The 20,888-nt window shown below is 33.4% G+C and carries 15 protein-coding genes, 3 rRNA genes and 1 riboswitch; of the genes, 16 read left to right on the top strand and 2 right to left on the bottom strand.

The features are described from left to right. Positions 1-43: 43 nt before the first annotated feature. The 6 genes from E0E45_RS12570 to E0E45_RS12545 all read left to right on the top strand — a co-directional run bounded on the left by E0E45_RS12570 (position 44) and on the right by E0E45_RS12545 (position 7,714). Positions 44-2,954, top strand: a 23S ribosomal RNA gene (locus E0E45_RS12570). A 70-nt stretch (positions 2,955-3,024) separates the two neighbouring features. Further along, a 5S ribosomal RNA gene (gene rrf / locus E0E45_RS12565) occupies positions 3,025-3,141 on the top strand. A gap of 33 nt (positions 3,142-3,174) precedes the next feature. Continuing rightward, positions 3,175-3,291 (top strand): 5S ribosomal RNA (gene rrf, locus E0E45_RS12560). A 322-nt stretch (positions 3,292-3,613) separates the two neighbouring features. Beyond that, complete coding sequence (locus tag E0E45_RS12555; RefSeq protein WP_130891492.1) at positions 3,614-4,108, top strand: complex I 24 kDa subunit family protein; 495 nt, start codon at positions 3,614-3,616, stop codon at positions 4,106-4,108. Positions 4,109-4,145: 37 nt separating this feature from the next. Next, positions 4,146-5,930 (top strand): NADH-quinone oxidoreductase subunit NuoF, encoded by a 1,785-nt coding sequence (locus tag E0E45_RS12550; protein ID WP_130891491.1) that lies wholly within the window; start codon positions 4,146-4,148, stop codon positions 5,928-5,930. Between the two features lie 26 nt (positions 5,931-5,956). Continuing rightward, positions 5,957-7,714: an NADH-dependent [FeFe] hydrogenase, group A6 gene (locus E0E45_RS12545; RefSeq protein ID WP_130891490.1), complete on the top strand. Its 1,758-nt coding sequence runs from the start codon at positions 5,957-5,959 to the stop codon at positions 7,712-7,714. Positions 7,715-7,798: 84 nt separating this feature from the next. Here the strand turns inward: E0E45_RS12545 and E0E45_RS12540 are convergent, their stop codons facing one another. Continuing rightward, positions 7,799-8,653 carry a MurR/RpiR family transcriptional regulator gene (locus tag E0E45_RS12540; RefSeq protein WP_130891489.1) on the bottom strand — a complete coding sequence of 285 codons (855 nt, stop codon included), beginning with the start codon at positions 8,651-8,653 and terminating at the stop codon, positions 7,799-7,801. Positions 8,654-8,815: 162 nt separating this feature from the next. Here E0E45_RS12540 and E0E45_RS12535 point away from each other — a divergent pair, with 162 nt between their 5' ends. Both E0E45_RS12535 and E0E45_RS12530 read left to right on the top strand, forming a co-directional pair. Beyond that, the gene (locus E0E45_RS12535) at positions 8,816-10,159 is read left to right on the top strand and encodes an MATE family efflux transporter (RefSeq protein ID WP_130891488.1); all 1,344 of its coding nucleotides are present in this window, start codon (positions 8,816-8,818) and stop codon (positions 10,157-10,159) included. After that, positions 10,143-11,258, top strand: a complete 1,116-nt coding sequence (locus E0E45_RS12530; protein ID WP_130891487.1) for a Coenzyme F420 hydrogenase/dehydrogenase, beta subunit C-terminal domain — start codon at positions 10,143-10,145, stop codon at positions 11,256-11,258. The genes E0E45_RS12535 and E0E45_RS12530 overlap by 17 nt, the downstream gene beginning before the upstream one ends. Positions 11,259-11,454: 196 nt before the next feature. Here E0E45_RS12530 and yqeC read toward each other — a convergent pair whose 3' ends face one another. Next, entirely contained in the window at positions 11,455-12,744 is a 1,290-nt protein-coding gene (gene yqeC / locus E0E45_RS12525; protein ID WP_130891486.1) for a selenium cofactor biosynthesis protein YqeC, read from the bottom strand. 127 nt (positions 12,745-12,871) lie between these two features. Beyond that, a riboswitch (SAM riboswitch) is annotated at positions 12,872-12,959 on the top strand. Positions 12,960-13,048: 89 nt separating this feature from the next. Between yqeC and E0E45_RS12520 the strand changes: the two genes are divergently transcribed. The 8 genes from E0E45_RS12520 (at position 13,049) to E0E45_RS12485 (ending at position 20,836) form a co-directional block, all read left to right on the top strand. Beyond that, positions 13,049-14,056, top strand: a complete 1,008-nt coding sequence (locus E0E45_RS12520; protein ID WP_005980473.1) for a methionine ABC transporter ATP-binding protein — start codon at positions 13,049-13,051, stop codon at positions 14,054-14,056. Further along, complete coding sequence (locus tag E0E45_RS12515; protein ID WP_005980474.1) at positions 14,046-14,693, top strand: methionine ABC transporter permease; 648 nt, start codon at positions 14,046-14,048, stop codon at positions 14,691-14,693. Before E0E45_RS12520 ends, E0E45_RS12515 begins: the two co-directional genes overlap by 11 nt. Positions 14,694-14,724: 31 nt before the next feature. After that, a complete protein-coding gene (locus tag E0E45_RS12510; protein ID WP_130891485.1) occupies positions 14,725-15,507 on the top strand; it encodes a MetQ/NlpA family ABC transporter substrate-binding protein in 783 nt (260 codons plus the stop codon). 34 nt (positions 15,508-15,541) lie between these two features. Beyond that, positions 15,542-16,309 carry a MetQ/NlpA family ABC transporter substrate-binding protein gene (locus tag E0E45_RS12505; RefSeq protein ID WP_005980480.1) on the top strand — a complete coding sequence of 256 codons (768 nt, stop codon included), beginning with the start codon at positions 15,542-15,544 and terminating at the stop codon, positions 16,307-16,309. A 203-nt stretch (positions 16,310-16,512) separates the two neighbouring features. Next, positions 16,513-17,856: a 6-phospho-alpha-glucosidase gene (locus tag E0E45_RS12500; RefSeq protein WP_130891484.1), complete on the top strand. Its 1,344-nt coding sequence runs from the start codon at positions 16,513-16,515 to the stop codon at positions 17,854-17,856. 19 nt (positions 17,857-17,875) lie between these two features. Continuing rightward, a complete protein-coding gene (locus tag E0E45_RS12495; RefSeq protein WP_130891483.1) occupies positions 17,876-19,435 on the top strand; it encodes a PTS transporter subunit EIIC in 1,560 nt (519 codons plus the stop codon). 23 nt (positions 19,436-19,458) lie between these two features. Next, positions 19,459-20,232, top strand: coding sequence for a MurR/RpiR family transcriptional regulator (locus E0E45_RS12490; protein WP_130891482.1), 774 nt, complete (start codon positions 19,459-19,461; stop codon positions 20,230-20,232). Positions 20,233-20,314: 82 nt separating this feature from the next. Then, on the top strand, positions 20,315-20,836 hold the full coding sequence (locus E0E45_RS12485; protein WP_130891481.1) for a cysteine hydrolase family protein: 522 nt from the start codon (positions 20,315-20,317) through the stop codon (positions 20,834-20,836). Positions 20,837-20,888 lie beyond the last annotated feature (52 nt).

Raw genomic sequence — 20,888 nt, 5'->3', positions numbered from 1 at the left:
TAAACAGAGTTAGCTGTCAATCAAATTAAACAAAAACAAAATAGGTTAAAATAATTAAGGGCACACAGGGAATGCCTAGGTAGTAAGAGCCGATGAAGGACGTGGTAAGCTGCGATAAGCTTGGGTTAGCTGCAAACGAGCGCCAACCCCAAGATTTCCGAATGGAGCAATCTGCTAAGATGGAGTCTTAGCACGAAAGAGGGTACCGAGTGAACTGAAACATCTAAGTAACTCGAGGAAAAGAAAGTAAAAACGATTCCCCAAGTAGCGGCGAGCGAACGGGGATGAGCCTAAACCATATAAGTGTCAAGGATACAGCCGTTGCTTATATGGGGTTGTGGGAAGAACGTTTGAAGAACTGTAAGATATTCAACATATCTAATGACCGAACTGGAACTAGTTGGAAAGCTAGATCGTAGAAGGTGATAATCCTGTACAGGTAAACTCATTAGAATGTATGTTCTCTCCCAAGTAACATGGAACACGAGGAATTCTGTGTGAATCTGCGAGGACCATATCTCGTAAGGCTAAATACTCTTACTAACCGATAGCGTATAGTACCGTGAGGGAAAGGTGAAAAGAACCCCGGGAGGGGAGTGAAATAGAACCTGAAACTGTGTGCTTACAAGCGGTCAGAGCTCTTCGGAGTGATGGCGTGCCTTTTGGAGAATGATCCTGCGAGTTACGTTCAGTGGCGAGGTTAAGTATAACGGAGCCGAAGGGAAACCGAGTCTGAATAGGGCGACATAGTCGCTGGGCGTAGACGCGAAACCTGGTGATCTAAGCCTGTCCAGGGTGAAGCTGTGGTAAGACACAGTGGAGGCCCGAACTCACCGCCGTTGAAAAGTTGGGAGATGAGGTAGGTTTAGGGGTGAAAAGCCAATCGAACTAGGAGATAGCTCGTTCTCTCCGAAATGCATTTAGGTGCAGCCTTGAGTGTTTAATTATGGGGGTAGAGCACTGAATGAACTAGGGGGCATATTGCTTACTGAATTCAATCAAACTCCGAATACCATAATTCAAAGCTCAGGAGTGAGACTATGGGAATTAACTTCCATTGTCAAAAGGGAAACAACCCAGACCACCAGCTAAGGTCCCTAATTATAACTAAGTGGGAAAGGAGGTGGAGATTCACAAACAACCAGGAGGTTGGCTTAGAAGCAGCCATACCTTTAAAGAGTGCGTAATAGCTCACTGGTCGAGAGTCTCTGCGCCGACAATGTAACGGGGCTAAGTTATAAACCGAAGCTGTGGAATTGCGCAAGCAATTGGTAGGAGAGCGTTCTGTAGGCCGTTGAAGGAGAAGCGTAAGCAACTCTGGAGGTATCAGAAGTGAGAATGCAGGAATAAGTAGCGAGAAAGGGGGCGAGAATCCCCCTCGCCGGAAGACCAAGGTTTTCAGGGTAAAGCTTGTCTTCCCTGAGTAAGCCGGGACCTAAGCCGAGGCTAAAATGCGTAGGCGAATGGAAAACAGATTAATATTTCTGTGCCAGTTATATTTTGTGATGGAGGGACGCAGAAGGGTATGTGCGCGGGAGAACGGAAGTTCCCGTAAAAGCATGTAGAGTGGTCTAGTAGGAAAATCCGCTAGATTAGACTTGAGGTGTGATATATAGTCGTAAGATGAATGCACAAATCCCACGCTGCCGAGAAAAGCTTCTAACGTTAAGGTATAACTGCCCGTACCCGAAACCGACACAGGTGGTCAGGATGAGAAATCTAAGGCGGACAGGCTAACTCTCGTTAAGGAACTCTGCAAAATTGCCCCGTAACTTTGGGAGAAGGGGTGCCCCTGGATGTTAGTAATTACGCATTATGAAGCATTTGGGGGTCGCAGTGAAGAGGCTCAAGCAACTGTTTAACAAAAACACAGGTCTATGCTAAGCTGTAAGGCGATGTATATGGGCTGACACCTGCCCAGTGCCGGAAGGTTAAGAGGAGGAGTGAGAGCTCCGAATTGAAGCCCCGGTGAACGGCGGCCGTAACTATAACGGTCCTAAGGTAGCGAAATTCCTTGTCGGGTAAGTTCCGACCTGCACGAATGGTGTAATGATTTGAGCGCTGTCTTGACGGGAGGCCTGGTGAAATTGTACTACCGGTGAAGATACCGGTTACCTACAGTAGGACGGAAAGACCCCATGGAGCTTTACTGTAGCTTGGTATTGGGTTTTGGCATTGCATGTATAGGATAGTTGGGAAACTATGAAGATATGGCGCTAGCTGTATTGGAGTTGTCGGTGGAATACCAACCATTCAATGTCGAAATTCTAATCTGTGGTTTGCAGCCACGGAAACAGTGCTAGGTGGGCAGTTTGACTGGGGCGGTCGCCTCCGAAAGAGTAACGGAGGCGTTCAAAGGTTCTCTCAGGTTGGATGGAAATCAACCGCAGAGTGCAATGGCATAAGAGAGCTTAACTGCGAGACTGACGGGTCGAGCAGGTGCGAAAGCAGGACATAGTGATCCGGCGATTCCGAATGGAAGGGTCGTCGCTCAACGGATAAAAGCTACCCTGGGGATAACAGGCTGATTTTGCCCGAGAGTCCATATCGACGGCAAAGTTTGGCACCTCGATGTCGGCTCATCGCATCCTGGGGCTGGAGAAGGTCCCAAGGGTTGGGCTGTTCGCCCATTAAAGCGGTACGTGAGCTGGGTTCAGAACGTCGTGAGACAGTTCGGTCCCTATCCACTGTAGGCGTTAGAATATTGAGAAGATCTGTCCTTAGTACGAGAGGACCGGGATGGACAAACCTCTGATGTACCAGTTGTCACGCCAGTGGCACAGCTGGGTAGTCACGTTTGGAACGGATAACCGCTGAAAGCATCTAAGCGGGAAACCAGCTTCAAGATAAGTATTCTTTAAGACTCCTTCGAGACTAGAAGGTTGATAGGTTGGGGGTGTAAGAGCTGCGAGGCTTTTAGCTGACCAATACTAATAAGTCAAAGTTTTAACCTAAAGATTGAAAGCGCGAAAGCGTATGCTACTATATAGTTTCAAGTGTCTATTAGAAAAAATAAAGACACAGCTTGGTAAGAATAGCTGCGGGGGTACACCTGGTCCCATTCCGAACCCAGAAGTTAAGCCCGTAAACGCTGAAAGTACTTGGAGGGAAGCCTCCTGGGAGGATAGGAACTTGCCAAGCTTTTTAACTGAAAATAAATAATTTATATATATGCTTAGTGAAGATAGCTATGGAGGTACACCTGGTCCCATTCCGAACCCAGAAGTTAAGCCCATAAACGCTGAAAGTACTTGGAGGGAAGCCTCCTGGGAGGATAGGAATTCGCTAAGCTTTTTTCTTTATATATATAAAGAATAGAAATCATTCTTATATGATATGCTTATTAAAGAAATATGTAAAAAATTGAAAAATTTGATCAATAAATGAAAAAAAGAATTCCATTTTATTGGGATTTTTTTATTTTTTGAAAACTGTTTTCCATTCTTGAAAGGAGATAAGAAGAATGATATTAATAGAGATATTTGAATTCTTCAAACATTAAAAATTTGTATTGTTCACAGCTAAAAAAAGTATTTAGTTTTGATAGTTTCTATGTTATTATAATATAAATAGAATTAAAATCTTACATAATTAAATGAGGAGGGGTCAAAAAATGATATGTAAAGATAATATTGGGTTTAAAGAACTAAAGAGTTATATATCAACATTCGAGGATAAAAAAAGTTCTCTTATTATAGTTTTGCATAAAGCTCAAGAAATTTTCGGATATATTCCAGCAGAAGTTCAAGAGTTTATAGCTGAGGAACTGGAAGTTCCAGTAGCAAAAGTATATGGGGTAGTAAGTTTCTATAACTTCTTCTCTATGGAACCAAAAGGAAAATATCAAATATCTGTTTGTACAGGAACAGCATGCTATGTTAGAGGAGCAGGAAAAGTTCTGGAAAGTCTTGAGAAAGAACTTGACATAGAGGTGGGAGGAGTTACAAAAGATGGACTTTTCTCTCTTGATTGCTTAAGATGTGTTGGGGCATGCGGATTGGCACCAGTAGTTATCGTTGGGAAGGAAGTTCATGGAAAGGTAAAACCGACTGACATAAAAAAACTAATTGAAGGATATATGGAAAAGGAAAGACAAGAGAACGCTTAAATTTGGTGAAATACAAGTAATTATTCAGGAGGGACTAATGAACTGCAATAAGAAAATTTTAATATGTGGTGGAACAGGTTGCTTATCGTCTAAAAGTGATGAGATAAAGAAAAATTTAGAAAAATATATAGCTGAATACAATGTGAAAGATATAGAAGTAGTACTTACTGGATGTTTTGGTTTTTGTGAAAAAGGGCCAATAGTTAAAATAGTACCTGAAAATACTTTTTATATTGAAGTAAAACCAGAAGATGCAGAAGAAATAATTAAAGTTGATATAGTAAATGGGGAAAAAATAGAAAGATTACTTTATATAGATCCTAAAACAGAAGAACGTATTCATGATTCTAAAGATATGGAATTTTATCAAAAACAAGAAAGAAGAGCTCTTAAAAATTGTGGAGTTATTGACCCTGAAAATATAGATGATTTTTTGAAAAATGATGGATATAAAGGAATTGAAAAAGTTTTAAAAACTATGAGCAACAGAGATGTAATAAAAGAAATATTTGCTTCTGGACTTAGAGGAAGAGGTGGAGGAGGATTCCTTACTGGTATTAAATGGGAGATTGCCTCTAATATAGAAGATGAACAAAAATATATTGTATGTAATGCTGATGAAGGAGACCCAGGAGCATTTATGGATAGATCTATACTGGAAGGAGACCCCCATTCAGTAATAGAAGGGATGATGATAGCAGGATATGCTATTGGAGCTACAAAAGGTTTGGTATATATCAGAGCTGAGTATCCTTTGGCTATTCACCGATTATCAGTTGCTATTGAAGCAGCGAGAAAAAATGGATTCCTAGGAAAAAATATACTGGGAAGCGATTTTGAATTTGATATTGAATTGAAATTTGGAGCAGGAGCATTTGTATGTGGAGAAGAAACAGCTCTTATCCATTCAATGGAAGGAAGAAGAGGAGAACCTACTTCTAAACCACCATATCCAGCAGAAAAAGGATTCTGGAATAAACCTACAGTTGTAAATAATGTAGAAACTCTAGTAAATGTACCAGGAATACTTTTACATGGGAAGGAATGGTTCAGAGAAGTTGGAACTGAAAAATCTCCAGGAACAAAAGTATTTGCTTTAGCAGGAAAAATTAATAATGTAGGACTTGTTGAAGTTCCTATGGGAATAAGTTTAAGAGAAATAATATTTGAAATAGGTGGAGGAATTAAAGATAATAAGAAATTCAAGGCAGTACAAACAGGAGGACCATCTGGTGGATGTCTGACTGAGAAAGATCTTGATACTCCAATAGATTTTGATACTTTAAGTAAAAAAGGTTCTATCATGGGATCTGGAGGAATGGTAGTAATGGATGAGGATGACTGTATGGTTGCCATTGCAAAATTCTTCTTGGAATTTACTCTTGATGAATCTTGTGGAAAATGTACACCTTGCAGAGTCGGAAATACAAGACTTTATGAGATGCTTGATAAAATAACTCAAGGAAGAGGGACATTGGAAGATCTTCATCTTCTGCAGGAGTTATCAGAAGGAATTAAAGCAACTTCTCTATGTGGATTGGGACAAACATCTGCTAACCCAGTTCTTTCTACATTAGCTCAATTCTATGATGAATATGTTGAGCATGTAGTAGATAAGAGATGTGCTGCTGGTGCATGTCAAAAACTTATAACATATTCTATTACAGATAAATGTATTGGATGTACAGCTTGTGCTAGAGTGTGTCCAATAGATGCTATTACAGGTACAGTAAAGCATAGACATGAGATAAATAATGAAATCTGTATAAAATGTGGAGCTTGTTATGAAACTTGTAAATTCGGTGCAATTGTAAAACTATAATATTTCTGATGAGGTGAACGAATAAAATGAGAATGATAAGACTTAAGATAGATGGTAAAATAGTATTAGCACCAGAAGGAACAACTATACTTAATGCAGCATTAAAAGCTGGTATACATATTCCTCACTTGTGCTATATGCAAATGGATGATATAGGATATAAAAATAACTGTGCTTCATGCAGAGTTTGTGTGGTTGAAGTAAAAGGAATGAATAGGCTTCTTCCTTCTTGTACTACTCCAATAGTTGAAGGAATGGATGTTGTAACTAACTCTCTTCAAGTAATGCAGAAAAGAAGAATGGTGGTAGAGCTTATGCTTTCTGACCACCCTAAAGATTGTTTGATATGTGGAAAAAATGGAGAATGTGAACTTCAAAAACTTGCTATTTCTTTTGGATTAAGAGAAATGAGATTTGAAGGAAAGGAAGCAACTCATGATAAACAATACTCTATTTCTATAACTAGAGATATTACAAAATGTATCATGTGCAGAAGATGTGAAACTATGTGTGGAGATATTCAAACTTGTGGAATTCTTACAGGAATAGACAGAGGATTTAATGTTGTAGTTAATACTGCTTTTAATAGAAATCTTATTGAAACTGACTGTACTTTCTGTGGGCAATGTGTAGCTGTATGTCCAGTTGGAGCATTATATGAAACTGATAACAGCTTTAAATTATCTCGTGATCTTATAAATCCTAATAAGAAAGTTATAGTACAAGTTGCTCCAGCTGTGAGAGTAGCCATTGGGGAACTTTTTGGAATACCTGCTGGAACTGACTCAACTGGAAAAATGGTTACAGCTCTTAAAAAATTAGGATTTGACGGAGTATTTGATACAAACTTTGCAGCAGATATCACTATAATGGAAGAAGCTACAGAGTTAAAGCATAGACTAGATGATTATTTAGCTGGAAATAAAGATGTAAAACTTCCATTATTTACTTCTTGCTGTCCATCATGGGTAAGATTTGCTGAGCTTAACTTCCCAGAAATACTGGATAATCTTTCAACTACAAGATCACCACAACAAATATTTGGTTCTTTAGCTAAACATGTATGGGCTGAAAAAATGGGAATAGACAAAAAAGATCTTGTATGTGTATCTATAATGCCTTGTATCTCTAAAAAATATGAAGCATCTAGAGAAGAATTTACAGTTGAACAAAACCCAGATGTAGATTATTCATTAACTACAAGAGAGCTTGGAAGAATTTTAAAACAATATAACATAGACTTTAATTCACTTCAAGAAAGCGAATTTGATTCACCTATGGGTAAATCTACAGGAGCAGCAGATATTTTTGGTAGAACTGGAGGAGTTATGGAAGCTGCTTCAAGAACATTATATGAGTGGGCTACTGGAACTAAACTGGAAGATGTAGATTTTGTTCCTATGAGAGGATTCGAAGAAGTGAGAGTAGCAGAAGTAAAAGTTGGAAATGAAGTTCTTAGACTTGCTGTAGTTCACGGATTAGGAGCTGCCAGAAAAGTTGTAGAGAAGATAAAAGCAGGGGAAGAGAATTTCCATGCTGTAGAAGTAATGGCATGTAAAGGTGGATGTGTAGGTGGAGGAGGACAACCTTATCATCATGGAAACTTTGACATTGTTAAGACAAGAGCAGCAGCTATTCAAAATATAGATTACCATAAAGAAATAAGAACATCTCATAATAATAGATATGTTATAGATCTTTATAGAGAATCATTAGGAAAACCTTATGGAGTTATGACACATAAACTTTTTCACACACATTACATAGATAGAAAAAATAAGTAAAAATATAAGAGGATAACCAAAAAGCAGAAAAGAGAATCTTAGAAATTTCTAAAATTATCTTAACTCTGGGGGTTATCCTCTTTTTTAATATTCTCCATTCTGTTCTAAGTATGTTTCCATTTTCATAAGACGTTTTTTATTTCCTGCTATATTTTTCCTGCTTACAAGGGCAACAATTGTTTCTATATTCATCATAGAACTTGCATAGGAATTGTAGAAACTAAAATTTTCCACACTATTAATTATAACTTGATCAACTCCCTGTGCTATTGGAGAAGTATAAAAATCAGTAAAAGATATTATTTTAGCTCCAGCATCTCTTGCCATCTGAACAGCAAATTTTGTATTCCCTGAATAACGGTTAAAAGATATAGCAACAACTACATCATTTTTTCCAAGATCGATAAGTCTGTCAACAATAGGTCCATTATTATTTAAGACGAAAACATCAGGTCTTATACATGAAAGCATTATTCCAAATGTAGAGGCAAGCCCTGCACAAGCACGATATCCTATAATGAATACTCTCTTTGCTTTTGAAATTATATCAGCACTTTCTATAAACTTTTTGTCTTCTTTACTGGAAATATCAGTGGTAATATTTTTTAATACATTCTGTCGGAAAGCTTTAATCAATTCAATATCAGAAAGTTTATCATATTGTTCTATCTTTTCATAAGGAATTTCGTTTATATCAAGAGATGGTTCCTGCTCAGCTATTTCCATTTGTAAAGCTTTTTTAAATGTTGAGAAGTTTTTAAAACCAATTTTTTTTGATAATCTCACAACAGATGAAGGGCTGACATTAAGAAGTTCAGCTATTTCGTTAGAGGTAAGAAAACAGGCTGTTTTCTTATTACGAAGTATATAATCTAATATTATTTTATCTTTATTGGTAAGATCAGATTTGTATGAAGAATTTTCAATAGTAGTTTTCATAAGATTACTCCTGTTAGAATTATTATAACAATATTTTAGAGTGCTGAAAGAGTAATGTCAATGATAATTTTATTGACAAAGAAATCTTATGGTGTTAAAATGATTTTGAAAAACCAAAATAAAATCAATAATGATTATATAAAATCTAATGAAGGATAAATTATGAAAAAAATGACAGAGGGAAATGTAACAAAAAATATTTTTTTCTTCACAATTCCTATATTTCTGGGAAATATTTTTCAGCAGATGTACAATACTGCTGATGCAGTAATAGTAGGAAGATTTAGTGGAAAAGAAGCCTTAGCCGCAGTAGGAACAGCTGGCCCTATAATGAATATACTGATATTTTTTGTTGTTGGGTTTTCATTGGGATCTGCTATACTTATGGCTGAATTTTATGGTGCTGAAGATATAGAAAAATTAAAAAAAGAGATAGCTACAACAATAAAAGCAGGAGCAGTTTTTATTTTTTTACTTTCTGTTGTGGCATTATTCAGCATAAAATATATACTTATTTTAATGAATACTCCCATAGAGATAATGGAAATGGCAGAGGGATATTTGAGAATAATAATAATAGGGCTGATATTTTCCTTTCTCTACAATATATTGTCTGCTGAGATGAGGGCAGTTGGAGATTCAAAGACGCCATTGGGAATACTTGTAATAGCAGTTGTTTTAAATATTGGGTTAGATATATATTTTATAAAAAATTTAGGGATGGGAGTAAAGGGTGCAGCTTATGCAACTGTAATATCTCAAATAGTGGCTGTTGTTATTTCCCTTTTAAATATTTATTTCAGAATGCCTGTTCTTAGATTAACTTTGAAAGAGTTTGTGATAGATCTGACTTTATTGAAAAAAACTATGTCATATAGCTTGTCTTATGCAGTTCAACAGACTATAATTTTTACAGGAGCTGTATTTGTACAGGGAGCAGTAAATCCTTTGGGAATAGATTCAATAGCTGCTTTTAATTCTGGAAGCAGAATAGATGGGTTTATACTTACACCAGGAGACAGTATGGGAGCAGCTCTTACTACTTTTATTTCTCAAAATAGAGGAGCTGGAAAAGATGAAAGAATATTTAAAGGGTTTAAAAGTGCCTTAACAATGTCATTGCTCTATTGCGTTGCAACTGCAATACTTATATTTATTTTTTCAGATTCAATAATGAAAATATTTATTGAATCATCAGAAACAGAGGCTATATTTTTGGGAAAAACATATTTAAAAACAATAGCATTATTCTATATACTTACAGCTTTATGCAATACTCTGCAAGGTTTTTTCAGGGGATTCGGAAGAATGGATGTGACTCTTATAGCAACATTTATTCAAATTCCTATTAGAGTAGTCTTGTCATACATACTTACAAAATATATGGGAATATCAGGAGTAGCTGTTGGAATGGGAATAGGCTGGATATTTATGGCGTCATATGAAGGATATTTATATATGAGATACAGAAACAGAAGGAGGGAATTAAATGGAGTACATATTTGAGAAAAAAGAAGATTGCTGTGGGTGCACTGCTTGTTATAATATCTGTCCTAAAGAAGCGATAAAAATGGAATCTGACAGAGAGGGATTTCTATATCCTAAAATTGATCAGTCACTGTGTATAGATTGTCAATTATGTAAAAAAGTCTGTCCTGTTATAAATGAAAAATCTCTAAAAAATAAAATAGAAGGAGGTTTTTATCTATCGAAGCACAAAAGTGAGGATACACTTAAACATTCCACCTCTGGAGGAGCATTTACAGCTATTTCAGACATTTTCTTAAAAGAGGGAGGAATAATATGTGGTGTTGACTTTGATGATAAATTCTGTGTAGTCCATGAAATGACAGAAATAAAAGAGGGAAGAGATAGATTTAGATTTTCCAAGTATGTACAGAGCAGATTAGGGGATATTTTTCCTAAAATAAAAGAGAAATTGGCAGAAGGAAGAAAAGTCTTATTTTCTGGAACTCCATGTCAATGTGCAGGACTTAAAGCTTTTATAGGAAATACACCATTAAGAGAAAATCTATATATTTGTGACCTTATTTGTCACAGTGTCACAAGTCCTTTTATTTGGGAGGAACTGAAAAAAGTACTGGAGAAAGAAAATGGGGGAACTATTAATGAAGTTCATTTCAGAACTAAAAAATTAGACTGGAACAGGACTAATAGCAACAAATCTTTTCATTTTTCTACAACTGCAATGAATGAAGTTCAAGGGGATGGGAGATTTTATAAAATGTTCTTTGGACTACTTTCAATAAGTCGTCCATCTTGTTCAGCATGTAGATTTACTGACACTCATAGAGTTTCTGATATAACAATTGCAGATTATTTTGGAATAGAGGAATTTGCTCCAGAGAAATATGATAAAAGAGGACTTTCATTAGTCATTGTCAACAATAAAAAAGGAGAAGAGATTCTTAATAAAATGAAAAATGATATGGAAATGGAGAAAAGGAAAAGTTCAGAATCTGTGAAACATCAGCAAAGATTGAGCTATCCAATATCTTATCCTGAAACTAGAGAAGAATTTTGGGATAGTGTTATTGAATTAGGGTTAGAAAAGGCAATGAAAAAATATAAGATATTTAAATAAAAAGTTCCCTTGTTTCATCTCAGTAATTAAGCAGTTAAAAATCAACTGCTTAATTACTGTAAATTTATTTTAAACAAACAGTATTATTTTTTACATTTTACTTGCTTTATTAATTACAAAAATTTTTCTAATTTCCAAAATATAATTTAGCTTTTGCTCACTAATTAATTAGTAAGATATAAAAGAAAAGGTTAGATTATTTTTTATTATTAAGTATATACATATAATCTTCAATAGTATCTATATCTTTAAATTCTTCTTTTGAAGAAAACTTAACAAGATTGATGACTGGAGTTTTTTTAATAACAGCTTTCCCTCCAGTGTCTCCTTCCAATTTCAATAGTTCAGCTTTTTTATCTTCTGGAAAAAATACAGGGGAAAATCTATCTTCTTCAACTGTTGGGATAGTTATAAGATTAGTTTTTTGAAATTCATAATAGAGATTTAAAATTGTATCCTCAGCCAGCAGAGGCTGATCTCCAGGGAAAAAGGCTAGCCCCTCTCCAGTAGAATTTTCTGCACCAAGCTTTATACTTTCACTCTGCCCAAGATCAGCAAAAGAGTTATAGCAATATTTAAAATTATATTTATCAGCAAGATCTTCAACCCATTCCTCTCTTCCGCAGATAATAACCTCATTAAAAGGGATATGAGAAATTTTCTCTAAAGTTGCTTCTAAAAGAGTTCTCTCTTTGTATGAGAGAGACAGTTTATTTTTTCCCATTCTTTTAGAAAAACCAGAAGCCATAACAACAGCATCTAATTTTTTAAAAGGATAAACCATTTTTTCTTTAAGACTTCCCATAAAAATTTTTGGCAGAAAACTATTTTTAGATAATTTATATGCTGTTTTTATAGCTTCTTGGAATTTAGAGAGATAATTTTCTCCATCAATTCCATTAAAAAAAAGATATTTTTCTGAATCTCCACTGGAATTTTTAAAATAATCAGCTGATAAAATATATCTTTGTAAAAAATCAGAAGTTATTTTTTTATTTATATCCTTTGGAAATTTTTCTTTTAGAAGCTCAAATCTATGAATATTTTCTTTGGAAATATTTAAATCAAGTATATCTATATTGATTACTCCAATTATTTTTGTTGAAAATTCAGGAATACAAGGCTCATAATCATTCCATTCTTTTAATAATTTTTCCTTTGCTCCATCTCCCTCTATTAATACAAAATCATAATTTTTTCTCATATTATTTATCTCGTCATAAGGCAGAGAATGAAGTTTTTCATCTTCTATTCTGCTCCCAACCACAGTTATATTTTTACTTTTTCCAGAGGATACATTATCTCCTACAATAAGCGATTCATATTTTTCTTTAGAGGGGCAGTAAATTTTTGTAGTGGTAGTTATAAGGACTTTTCCATATTCAGAAAGTTTTTCTGCAAGAAAAAATAGAAGAGAAGTTTTTCCACCTGCTCCTGTTATGGTTATTACATCATTTTTTATAATATTAAAATATTTAAAAGGCATAACTTCCTCCAATTTATTTAGCTTTATATAGTATTGTATATGAAATTTTTTTTCCAGTCTATAAAAATTTTAAAAAATGTATTGACATAAATTGAAAAAAGTTATAATATACTCCTAACAAATGAATCAACCATCAAGAGAGACTGAGGGACTGGCCCTGTGATGTTTCAGCAACCTGCCATTATGGTGTGGTGCTAATTCCAGACAGATGGATAGACTAATAAAATTAGTGTAATTTATCTCTATTCCTTGATGGCAGTAGAGATTTTTTTTTACTCAAATATAGATATGGAGGAGCACAGGAATGATCAAAATAGAAAAAATCAACAAAGTATACTCTAACGGCTTTCATGCAGTAAAAGATGTTAGCCTTGAAGTAAAAAAAGGGGATATATTTGGGATAATAGGTCTAAGCGGAGCAGGTAAATCTTCCCTCATCAGACTTTTAAACAGATTAGAGGAACCTACGAGTGGAAGTATAGTAATAGATGGAGTAGATATAACAAAACTTTCTAAAGATGAACTCTTAGAAAGAAGAAAAAAAATAGGAATGATATTCCAGCATTTTAATCTTTTAGCATCAAGAACAGTTGGAGAAAATGTGGCATTTGCACTGGAGATAGCTGGATGGGATAAAGCGAAAATGAAAGACAGGGTAAGGGAGCTTTTGGAAGTAGTAGAACTTTCAGATAAAATAGATTCATACCCTAGTCAGTTGAGTGGAGGACAGAAACAAAGGGTGGCAATAGCAAGAGCCTTAGCTAATAACCCTGATATACTTTTATCAGATGAGGCTACATCAGCCCTTGACCCTAAAACTACAAATTCAATACTGGAACTTATAAAAAATATCCAACATAAATTTGGACTTACAGTAGTTATGATAACTCATCAGATGGAAGTTATCAGAGATATCTGTAATAGAGTAGCAGTAATGTCTGATGGAGAAATAGTCGAAACAGGGGGAGTACACCATATCTTTTCAAACCCTCAGGCAGAAATAACAAAAGAGCTTATCTCTTATCTTCCAAGCACAGAAGAAAGAGGAGTAGAGATAATGAAAACAAAAGGAAAATATATAGTAAAACTTAAATTCTTAGGAACTATAGCAGAAGAACCAATAATATCACAGGCACTGAGAAAGTTTGATATAGATTTCAGTATAATTGGAGGATCAATAGATCATCTTTCTACAATGAAAGTAGGACATCTGTTTATTGAATTGTCAGGAGATATGGAGCAGCAGCAGGAAGCAATAGAATGGTTCAATGAATCAGGAGTTATAGTAGAGGTGATTTATAATGGTATTTAGTATGATTTTAGATTCGACATTGGAAACATTGTACATGGTATTTTTCTCAACATTCTTCTCATTGCTCATGGGATTTCCAATAGGAATACTTTTAGTAATTACTAAAGAGGGAAATATTTTAGAAAAACCTAAATTAAATAAAGTTCTTGAAATTATAATCAACACTTTGAGGTCATTTCCTTTTATCATTTTAATGATTTGTCTGTTTCCTCTTTCAAGGATAATAGTAGGAACAACAATAGGAAGTACAGCAGCAATAGTTCCACTATCAATATCAGCAGCACCATTTGTTGCAAGAATGATAGAGGGAGCATTGAACGAAGTTGATAGAGGACTTATTGAGGCAAGCTCAAGTATGGGAGCAAGTAATTCTACAATAATATGGAAAGTGATGATTCCTGAAACTATGCCTCATATCATACATGGAATAACAGTTACAGTAATAAGTTTGATAGGATTCTCAGCAATGGCAGGAACTATCGGTGCTGGAGGACTTGGAGATCTGGCTATAAGATTCGGATATCAGAGATTCAAGACAGATATAATGATATACTCAGTAATTGTTATAATTCTTCTGGTACAGGTATTACAGTCATTAGGAAACTATCTTGTATATAGAGCAAAAAAGAACAGATAAAAAAATTAAATTATAAAGGGAGTGAATATTTATGAAAAGATCATTAAAAACATTATTAACAGTAGCATTTGTATTGGTAGGAACAACAATATTCGCAGGGGAATTGAAAGTCGGAGCAACACCTGTCCCTCACGCAGAACTTTTAAATCTTGTAAAAGATGATTTGAAAGCAGAAGGAGTAGATCTTAAAATTATTGAATTTACAGATTATGTAACTCCTAACTTAGCACTGGCAGAGGGAGAAATAGATGCAAACTTCTTTCAGCATTATCCATATCTTGAAAAATTTGTAACAGAAAGAGGATTAAAACTTGTATCAGCAGCTAAGATTCATGTTGAACCTCTTGGAGTTTTCTCAAAAAAATATAAAGAAATAGGACAATTGCCTGATAAAGCAACAATAGCTATACCAAGTGACCCATCAAATGGAGGAAGAGCTCTTATTCTTTTACATAACAATGGAATAATAACTTTAAATGACCCAACAAATCTATATGTTACAGAGTTTGATATAGTTAAGAATCCTAAAAAATTAAAATTTAAACCAATTGAAGCAGCACAGCTTCCAAGAGTTCTGCCAGATGTAGATGCAGCAGTTATCAATGGAAACTATGCACTAGAAGCTGGATTCTCACCAGTAGAAGATTCTCTTCTATTAGAGGGGAAAGAATCTCCATATGCAAATATTATAGCTGTAAAAGCTGGAGATGAAAATAAGGAAGATATAGTAAAACTTATAAAAGCACTTCAAAGTAAAAAAGTAAGTGATTATATTTTAAGTAACTATAAAGGTGGAGTAGTACCTACATTCTAATGAAAATACATAAATAATAAGGGGAGCTGAAAAGATGAAAAAAATATTTATACTGTTTATACTGTTAACGACAATATGTTTTGGGAAAACTTTAAAGATAGGGACAACTTCTTATCCAGGAGCAGAGATTATGGAACTTATAAAAGATGATCTGAAAGCTGAGGGAATAGAACTTCAAATAGTTGAAATGAATGACTATGTAACTCCTAATATAGCTCTTGCAGAAGGAGATATTGATCTGAACTCTTTCCAGCATCTTCCATATTTAGAGCAATTTAAAAAAGATAGAAATCTTGATCTTGTTTCAGCAGGGGCAACATATATAGCTCCATTAGGACTTTACTCTAAAAAATACAAAACAATAGAGGAACTTCCTGATAAAGCTACAATAGCTATACCTAATGACCCTACAAACAGTGGAAGAGCACTTCTTCTTTTTCATAGAATAGGGCTGATAAAACTTAAAGACCCTACAGATCTTCATGCTACAGCATTTGATATTGTAGAAAATCCAAAGAAGCTAAAATTTAAACAATTAGAAGCAGCACAGCTTCCTAGAGTAATAGATGATGTAGATGCAGCTATTATCAATGGAGGATATGCTCTTAATGCAGGGTTCTATCCTACTAGAGACAGCATACTTCTTGAAGATAAAGATTCTCCATATATAAATATCATAGCTGTAAGGGCAGGAGATGAAAACAGAGAAGATATAAAAACTTTTGTAAAACATTTCCAAAGCGATAAAGTAAGAAACTATATTAATGAAACTTTTAAAGGTGGATTTGTACCAGTATTCTAACAAAAATATAAATACCTTTCTAATATAAGAAATACCTTATGTTAGGAAGGTATTTTTTTATTTCTTAAAAATGTGTAAAAAACTAAATTTTGAATGAAAAAACAAATAAAATTTTCAAAAAATGAAAATTTTTATTTTAAAAATTTTAATATGCTATACTTTGCTTGTAATAAAGATATTTTATTTTAAAAAGGAGAAAAAAGATGAAAAAGAATACAGTTGTAATAGCAGGAGCTGGAAGTACTCATACTCCAGGAATAATTCAAAGTTTAATTCAAAAGAAAGATACACTTCCTTTGAAAAAATTAATTTTATTTGATATAGATGAAGAAAGATTAAATAGAGTAAAAGCTGTAATGACTCAATTCATAAAAGATAATTATGATAAAGAATTAGAAGTTATAGCTACATTAGATTATGCTGAGGCTTTTACAGGAGTAGATTTTGTTTTTGCTCAAATAAGACAAGGTGGACTTGAAATGAGAAGGCATGATGAAAAAATACCTTTAAAATATGGCGTTATAGGTCAGGAAACTTGTGGACCTGGAGGTTCAATTTCATATGGAATAAGATCAATTCCTGGAGTTATAAAAATAATAGAGGAGGCTAAAAAGTATTCACCAGATTGCTGGATACTTAATTATTCAAACCCAGCTGCTGTAGTAGCAGAAGCAACAAGAAGAAAATTTAATAATGAAAGAATATTAAATATATGTGATATGCCAGTAGCAATACTTCTTTCTTATAGTAAAATGTTGGGATTAAGTGATTGGACAGAATTGGACCCAGAATATTTTGGACTAAATCATTTTGGATGGTTTACAGCATTATATGATCAAACAGGAAAAGATAGATTGCCAGAATTGAGAGAAAAAATAATATCAACAGGAATGGAAGCTTGCAGTGATAGACATCATAAAGATAAAGATTGGCAAAAAACTTGGAAGAAATATGCTGAAATTGTAAAAGATTATCCAGAATATCTTCCTAACAGTTACTTACAGTATTATCTATATTCATCAGATGTAGTAAAAAAAATGGACTTGACTCATACTAGAGCAGATATGGTGATAGAAGGAAGAGAAAAAGAACTAAAAGAAGAATACAATAAATTTTTAGCAGACCCTAATAATTATAAAAGCCCTGTACAAGAATTTACTGTATTTGGAGACTTTATAGTAGATGCAGCAGCTTCAATAGCATATAATAAAGGATACAGATATTTAGTTATTGTAGAAAATAATGGAGCTATTCCTAATCTTCCAGCAGATGCAATGGTAGAAGTTCCAGCATATTTAAGAAGCTGGGGTCCTGAACCAGTAGCTAGAAAACCTATTTCATCATTTTATAAAGGGTTGATAGAAAATCAATTATCGTCAGAAAAGTTAGCTGTAGATGCTTATTTTGAAAATTCATATGATAAAGCTCTTCAAGCTATAGCAGTGAATAAGACAGTTTCATCAACCTCAATAGCGAAAGCTATCTTAGATGATTTAATAGAAGCAAATGGGGAATATTGGCCAAAATTAGAAAAGAAATCTTATTAGAAATATTTTGGGAGGAATAATGGATAAAAACAGAGTATTTAGTGAGTTTCAAAAGTTGGGAAAAGTATTGATGGCTCCAGTTCTTATATTACCCATTGCAGGAATATTAGTTGGAGTTGGGAGTGGATTTACTAACCCAAGAATAACAGAGATATTTCCATTTTTAAAACATTTAGGATTATTGTTTAATATTTTAAAAGATGCAGGAAATGTTGTAAACAATAATATTCCAGTAATATTTGCAATCTGTATAGCATATGGATTTGTAAAGAGTGAGAAGGCAACAGCGGCATTAAGCGGTTTTTTAGGTTATATGACTATGAATACTATTTTAGGAAGTTTTTTAATATATACTCATAAGCTTAATCCTGCAAGTCTTTTGATAGGGCAGAAACAAGTATTAGGGGTATTAACTTTAGACACAGGAGTTTTTGGAGGTATATTAGTAGGCTTTTTAGTAGCAGCTATACATAATAGATTTTATAAGATACAGCTTCCACCAATTTTATCAATTTTTAATGGAACAAGATCTATACCAGCACTGACAATAATTTTTTCAAGTCTTCTAGGAATAGTATTAGCTTTTATTTTTCCACCTGTTCAGGGGTTATTAATAAAATCATCAGAGATTATTAATTCAACAGGGGCATCTGGTGCTTTTCTTTATGGACTTTCAGAGAGATTATTACTTCCATTTGGACTTCATCACTTTATTTATCTTCCTTTCTTTTTTACTCAGTTAGGTGGACTTATAGAAATTGATGGGAAAATGGTAGAAGGTGCAGTAAATATATATAATGCTATGTTAAGTTCACCAACAGCAGTTTTTGATGTGAATATAACAAGGTTTGTAATGAATGGAAAGGTTCTTTTTGCAATGTTTGGGCTGCCAGGAGCAGCATTAGCTATATATAAAACAGCATTGCCTAAAAATAAAAAGAAAGTAGCAGCTTTAATGATGGCAGCTGTTCTTCCTTGTGTATTAATGGGGATTACTGAACCACTAGAATTTTCATTTTTATTTATTTCACCAATATTATTTTGTTTACATGCACTTTTAGCAGGGATAGCTTATGTTCTTACATATATATTACAGATAAATATTCCTGGACCATCAAGTTTTGGAGGGCCATTTCTTTCTTTTATTTTTAATGGAATTTTAAACTCAAATAAAGGTTCTCACTGGTATAACTTACTCTTTGTAGGACCTGTATATTTTATAATTTACTATTATATGTTTAAATTGTATATTGAAAGAAGAAATCTTAAAACTCCTGGAAGAGAAGAAGAGGAATATGAAGATACAGAAATAGTATCGACTAAAACTATTTCTAATGATATACTTGAAAAGATAATAGAAAATGTTGGGGGAAGTTCTAATATTTTAAAAGTTGATGCCTGTTTTACAAGATTAAGACTTACATTAAAGGATAATTCTAAAATAATAGATCAAAAAATATTTGAAAAACAACTGGGGGCAAGTGGAGCTATAATTGTTGACAATGGAATTCAGATAATATATGGTAATAAGGCTAATTTATTTAAAATAGAACTTAGAGAATTTTTAAAACATGAATAAATAAACTACAGAGGTGTGTTGAGATGTATTCATTTTTTTCAAATCTAAAAAAATGTAGAGATAACAGTGATTTGTATCCAAGTGTAGAAGTTGTAATTGCTAATTACATATTAGAAAATCATGACTTTATCCCAGAGATATCTATAAAAGAGTTTGCTAAAAAATGTAATACCTCAATATCTACTGTATCAAGATTTTGTCGAAGAATAAATGACAGTGATTTTAAAACATTAAAGGAAGAATGTAGAATATACAATAGTTTTCTTAAAGAAAAAGAAGTTCATAGAAAAAATGAAAAGAAAAATTATTTTAGAGATCTTAATGATTCATTATTAGAAACTGAAAAATTAAATAATGAAGAAATATATAACCAGGCAATAAAATTGATTAAAGAATCTAAAAAAATATATTTCTTTGGAACTTCATTTTCGAATATATTGGCTCAAAATGCTAGTGAAAAGTTTATGAGATTAGGAAAAAATACTATATGTCCTCTTGCAGCTTCTTCACAAAATATTGAGGTCAAAAAAATAAAAGAAGATGATTTGGCATTTATAATAAGTTTTTCAAATAATAACTTTCAAATGAATAGAATAAAAAAGTATTTAAGAGAGAAAAAAATAAACACTATATTTATAACCTCTAAAAAAGATTCTAAAAATATAAATGAGATATTTTTAATGGTATCTTCAAAAGTGTATAAAGAATTTGAATCTCCTTTGATACAAGAGATAGCAACAAATTATATAATAAATAATCTTTATCTGAAATATGTGGAAGATTCAGATAAAAAATAGATGAATTCTAAAAAAATTATGATATACTATATGGAAATAATTTGGCCTTTTGTAAAGTATTTTTAATTTTTTAGGAGGAAAAATGAAAAAAACAGTATTACTAGTAGTGGATGTTCAGACAGCTTTGATTTTGTATGGTATGCATGATGCTGAAAAAGTAACAGATAATATCAATTCTCTTATTGAAATGTGTAGAAAAAAAGGAATAGAAGTTATTTTTGTAAGGCATGACAGTGGGAAAGGCAGCGAATTAGAACATGGAACTTCTGGTTGGGAAATATACAGCAAACTTCAACCTGCTGAAAATGAAAAAATATTTGATAAAATTTATAACAGTGCTTTAAGAAAAACAGGGTTAAAAGAATACCTTGAAAGCAAGGAAATTGAAAGAATAATACTTACAGGAATGCAGACAGAATATTGCATAGATGCAACTTGTAAGACAGCTTTTGAATATGGCTATGAATTGATTATCCCTAGAGATACAGTAACTACTTGTGATAATGGAAAATTTAGTGCTATGGATTTGAATGATTTTTATATGAATAATATTTGGAAAAATCGTTTTGCACAAGTAATAGATATGGAAGATATAGAATTTTAATTAAAAATGGGTGACTAGAAATTAACTTAACATCTAGTCACCCATTTAATTT

Origin of the sequence: Fusobacterium ulcerans ATCC 49185, from assembly GCF_900683735.1 — a bacterium.
Classification (GTDB): domain Bacteria; phylum Fusobacteriota; class Fusobacteriia; order Fusobacteriales; family Fusobacteriaceae; genus Fusobacterium_A; species Fusobacterium_A ulcerans_A.
This window is presented reverse-complemented; position numbering and strand designations above follow the sequence as displayed.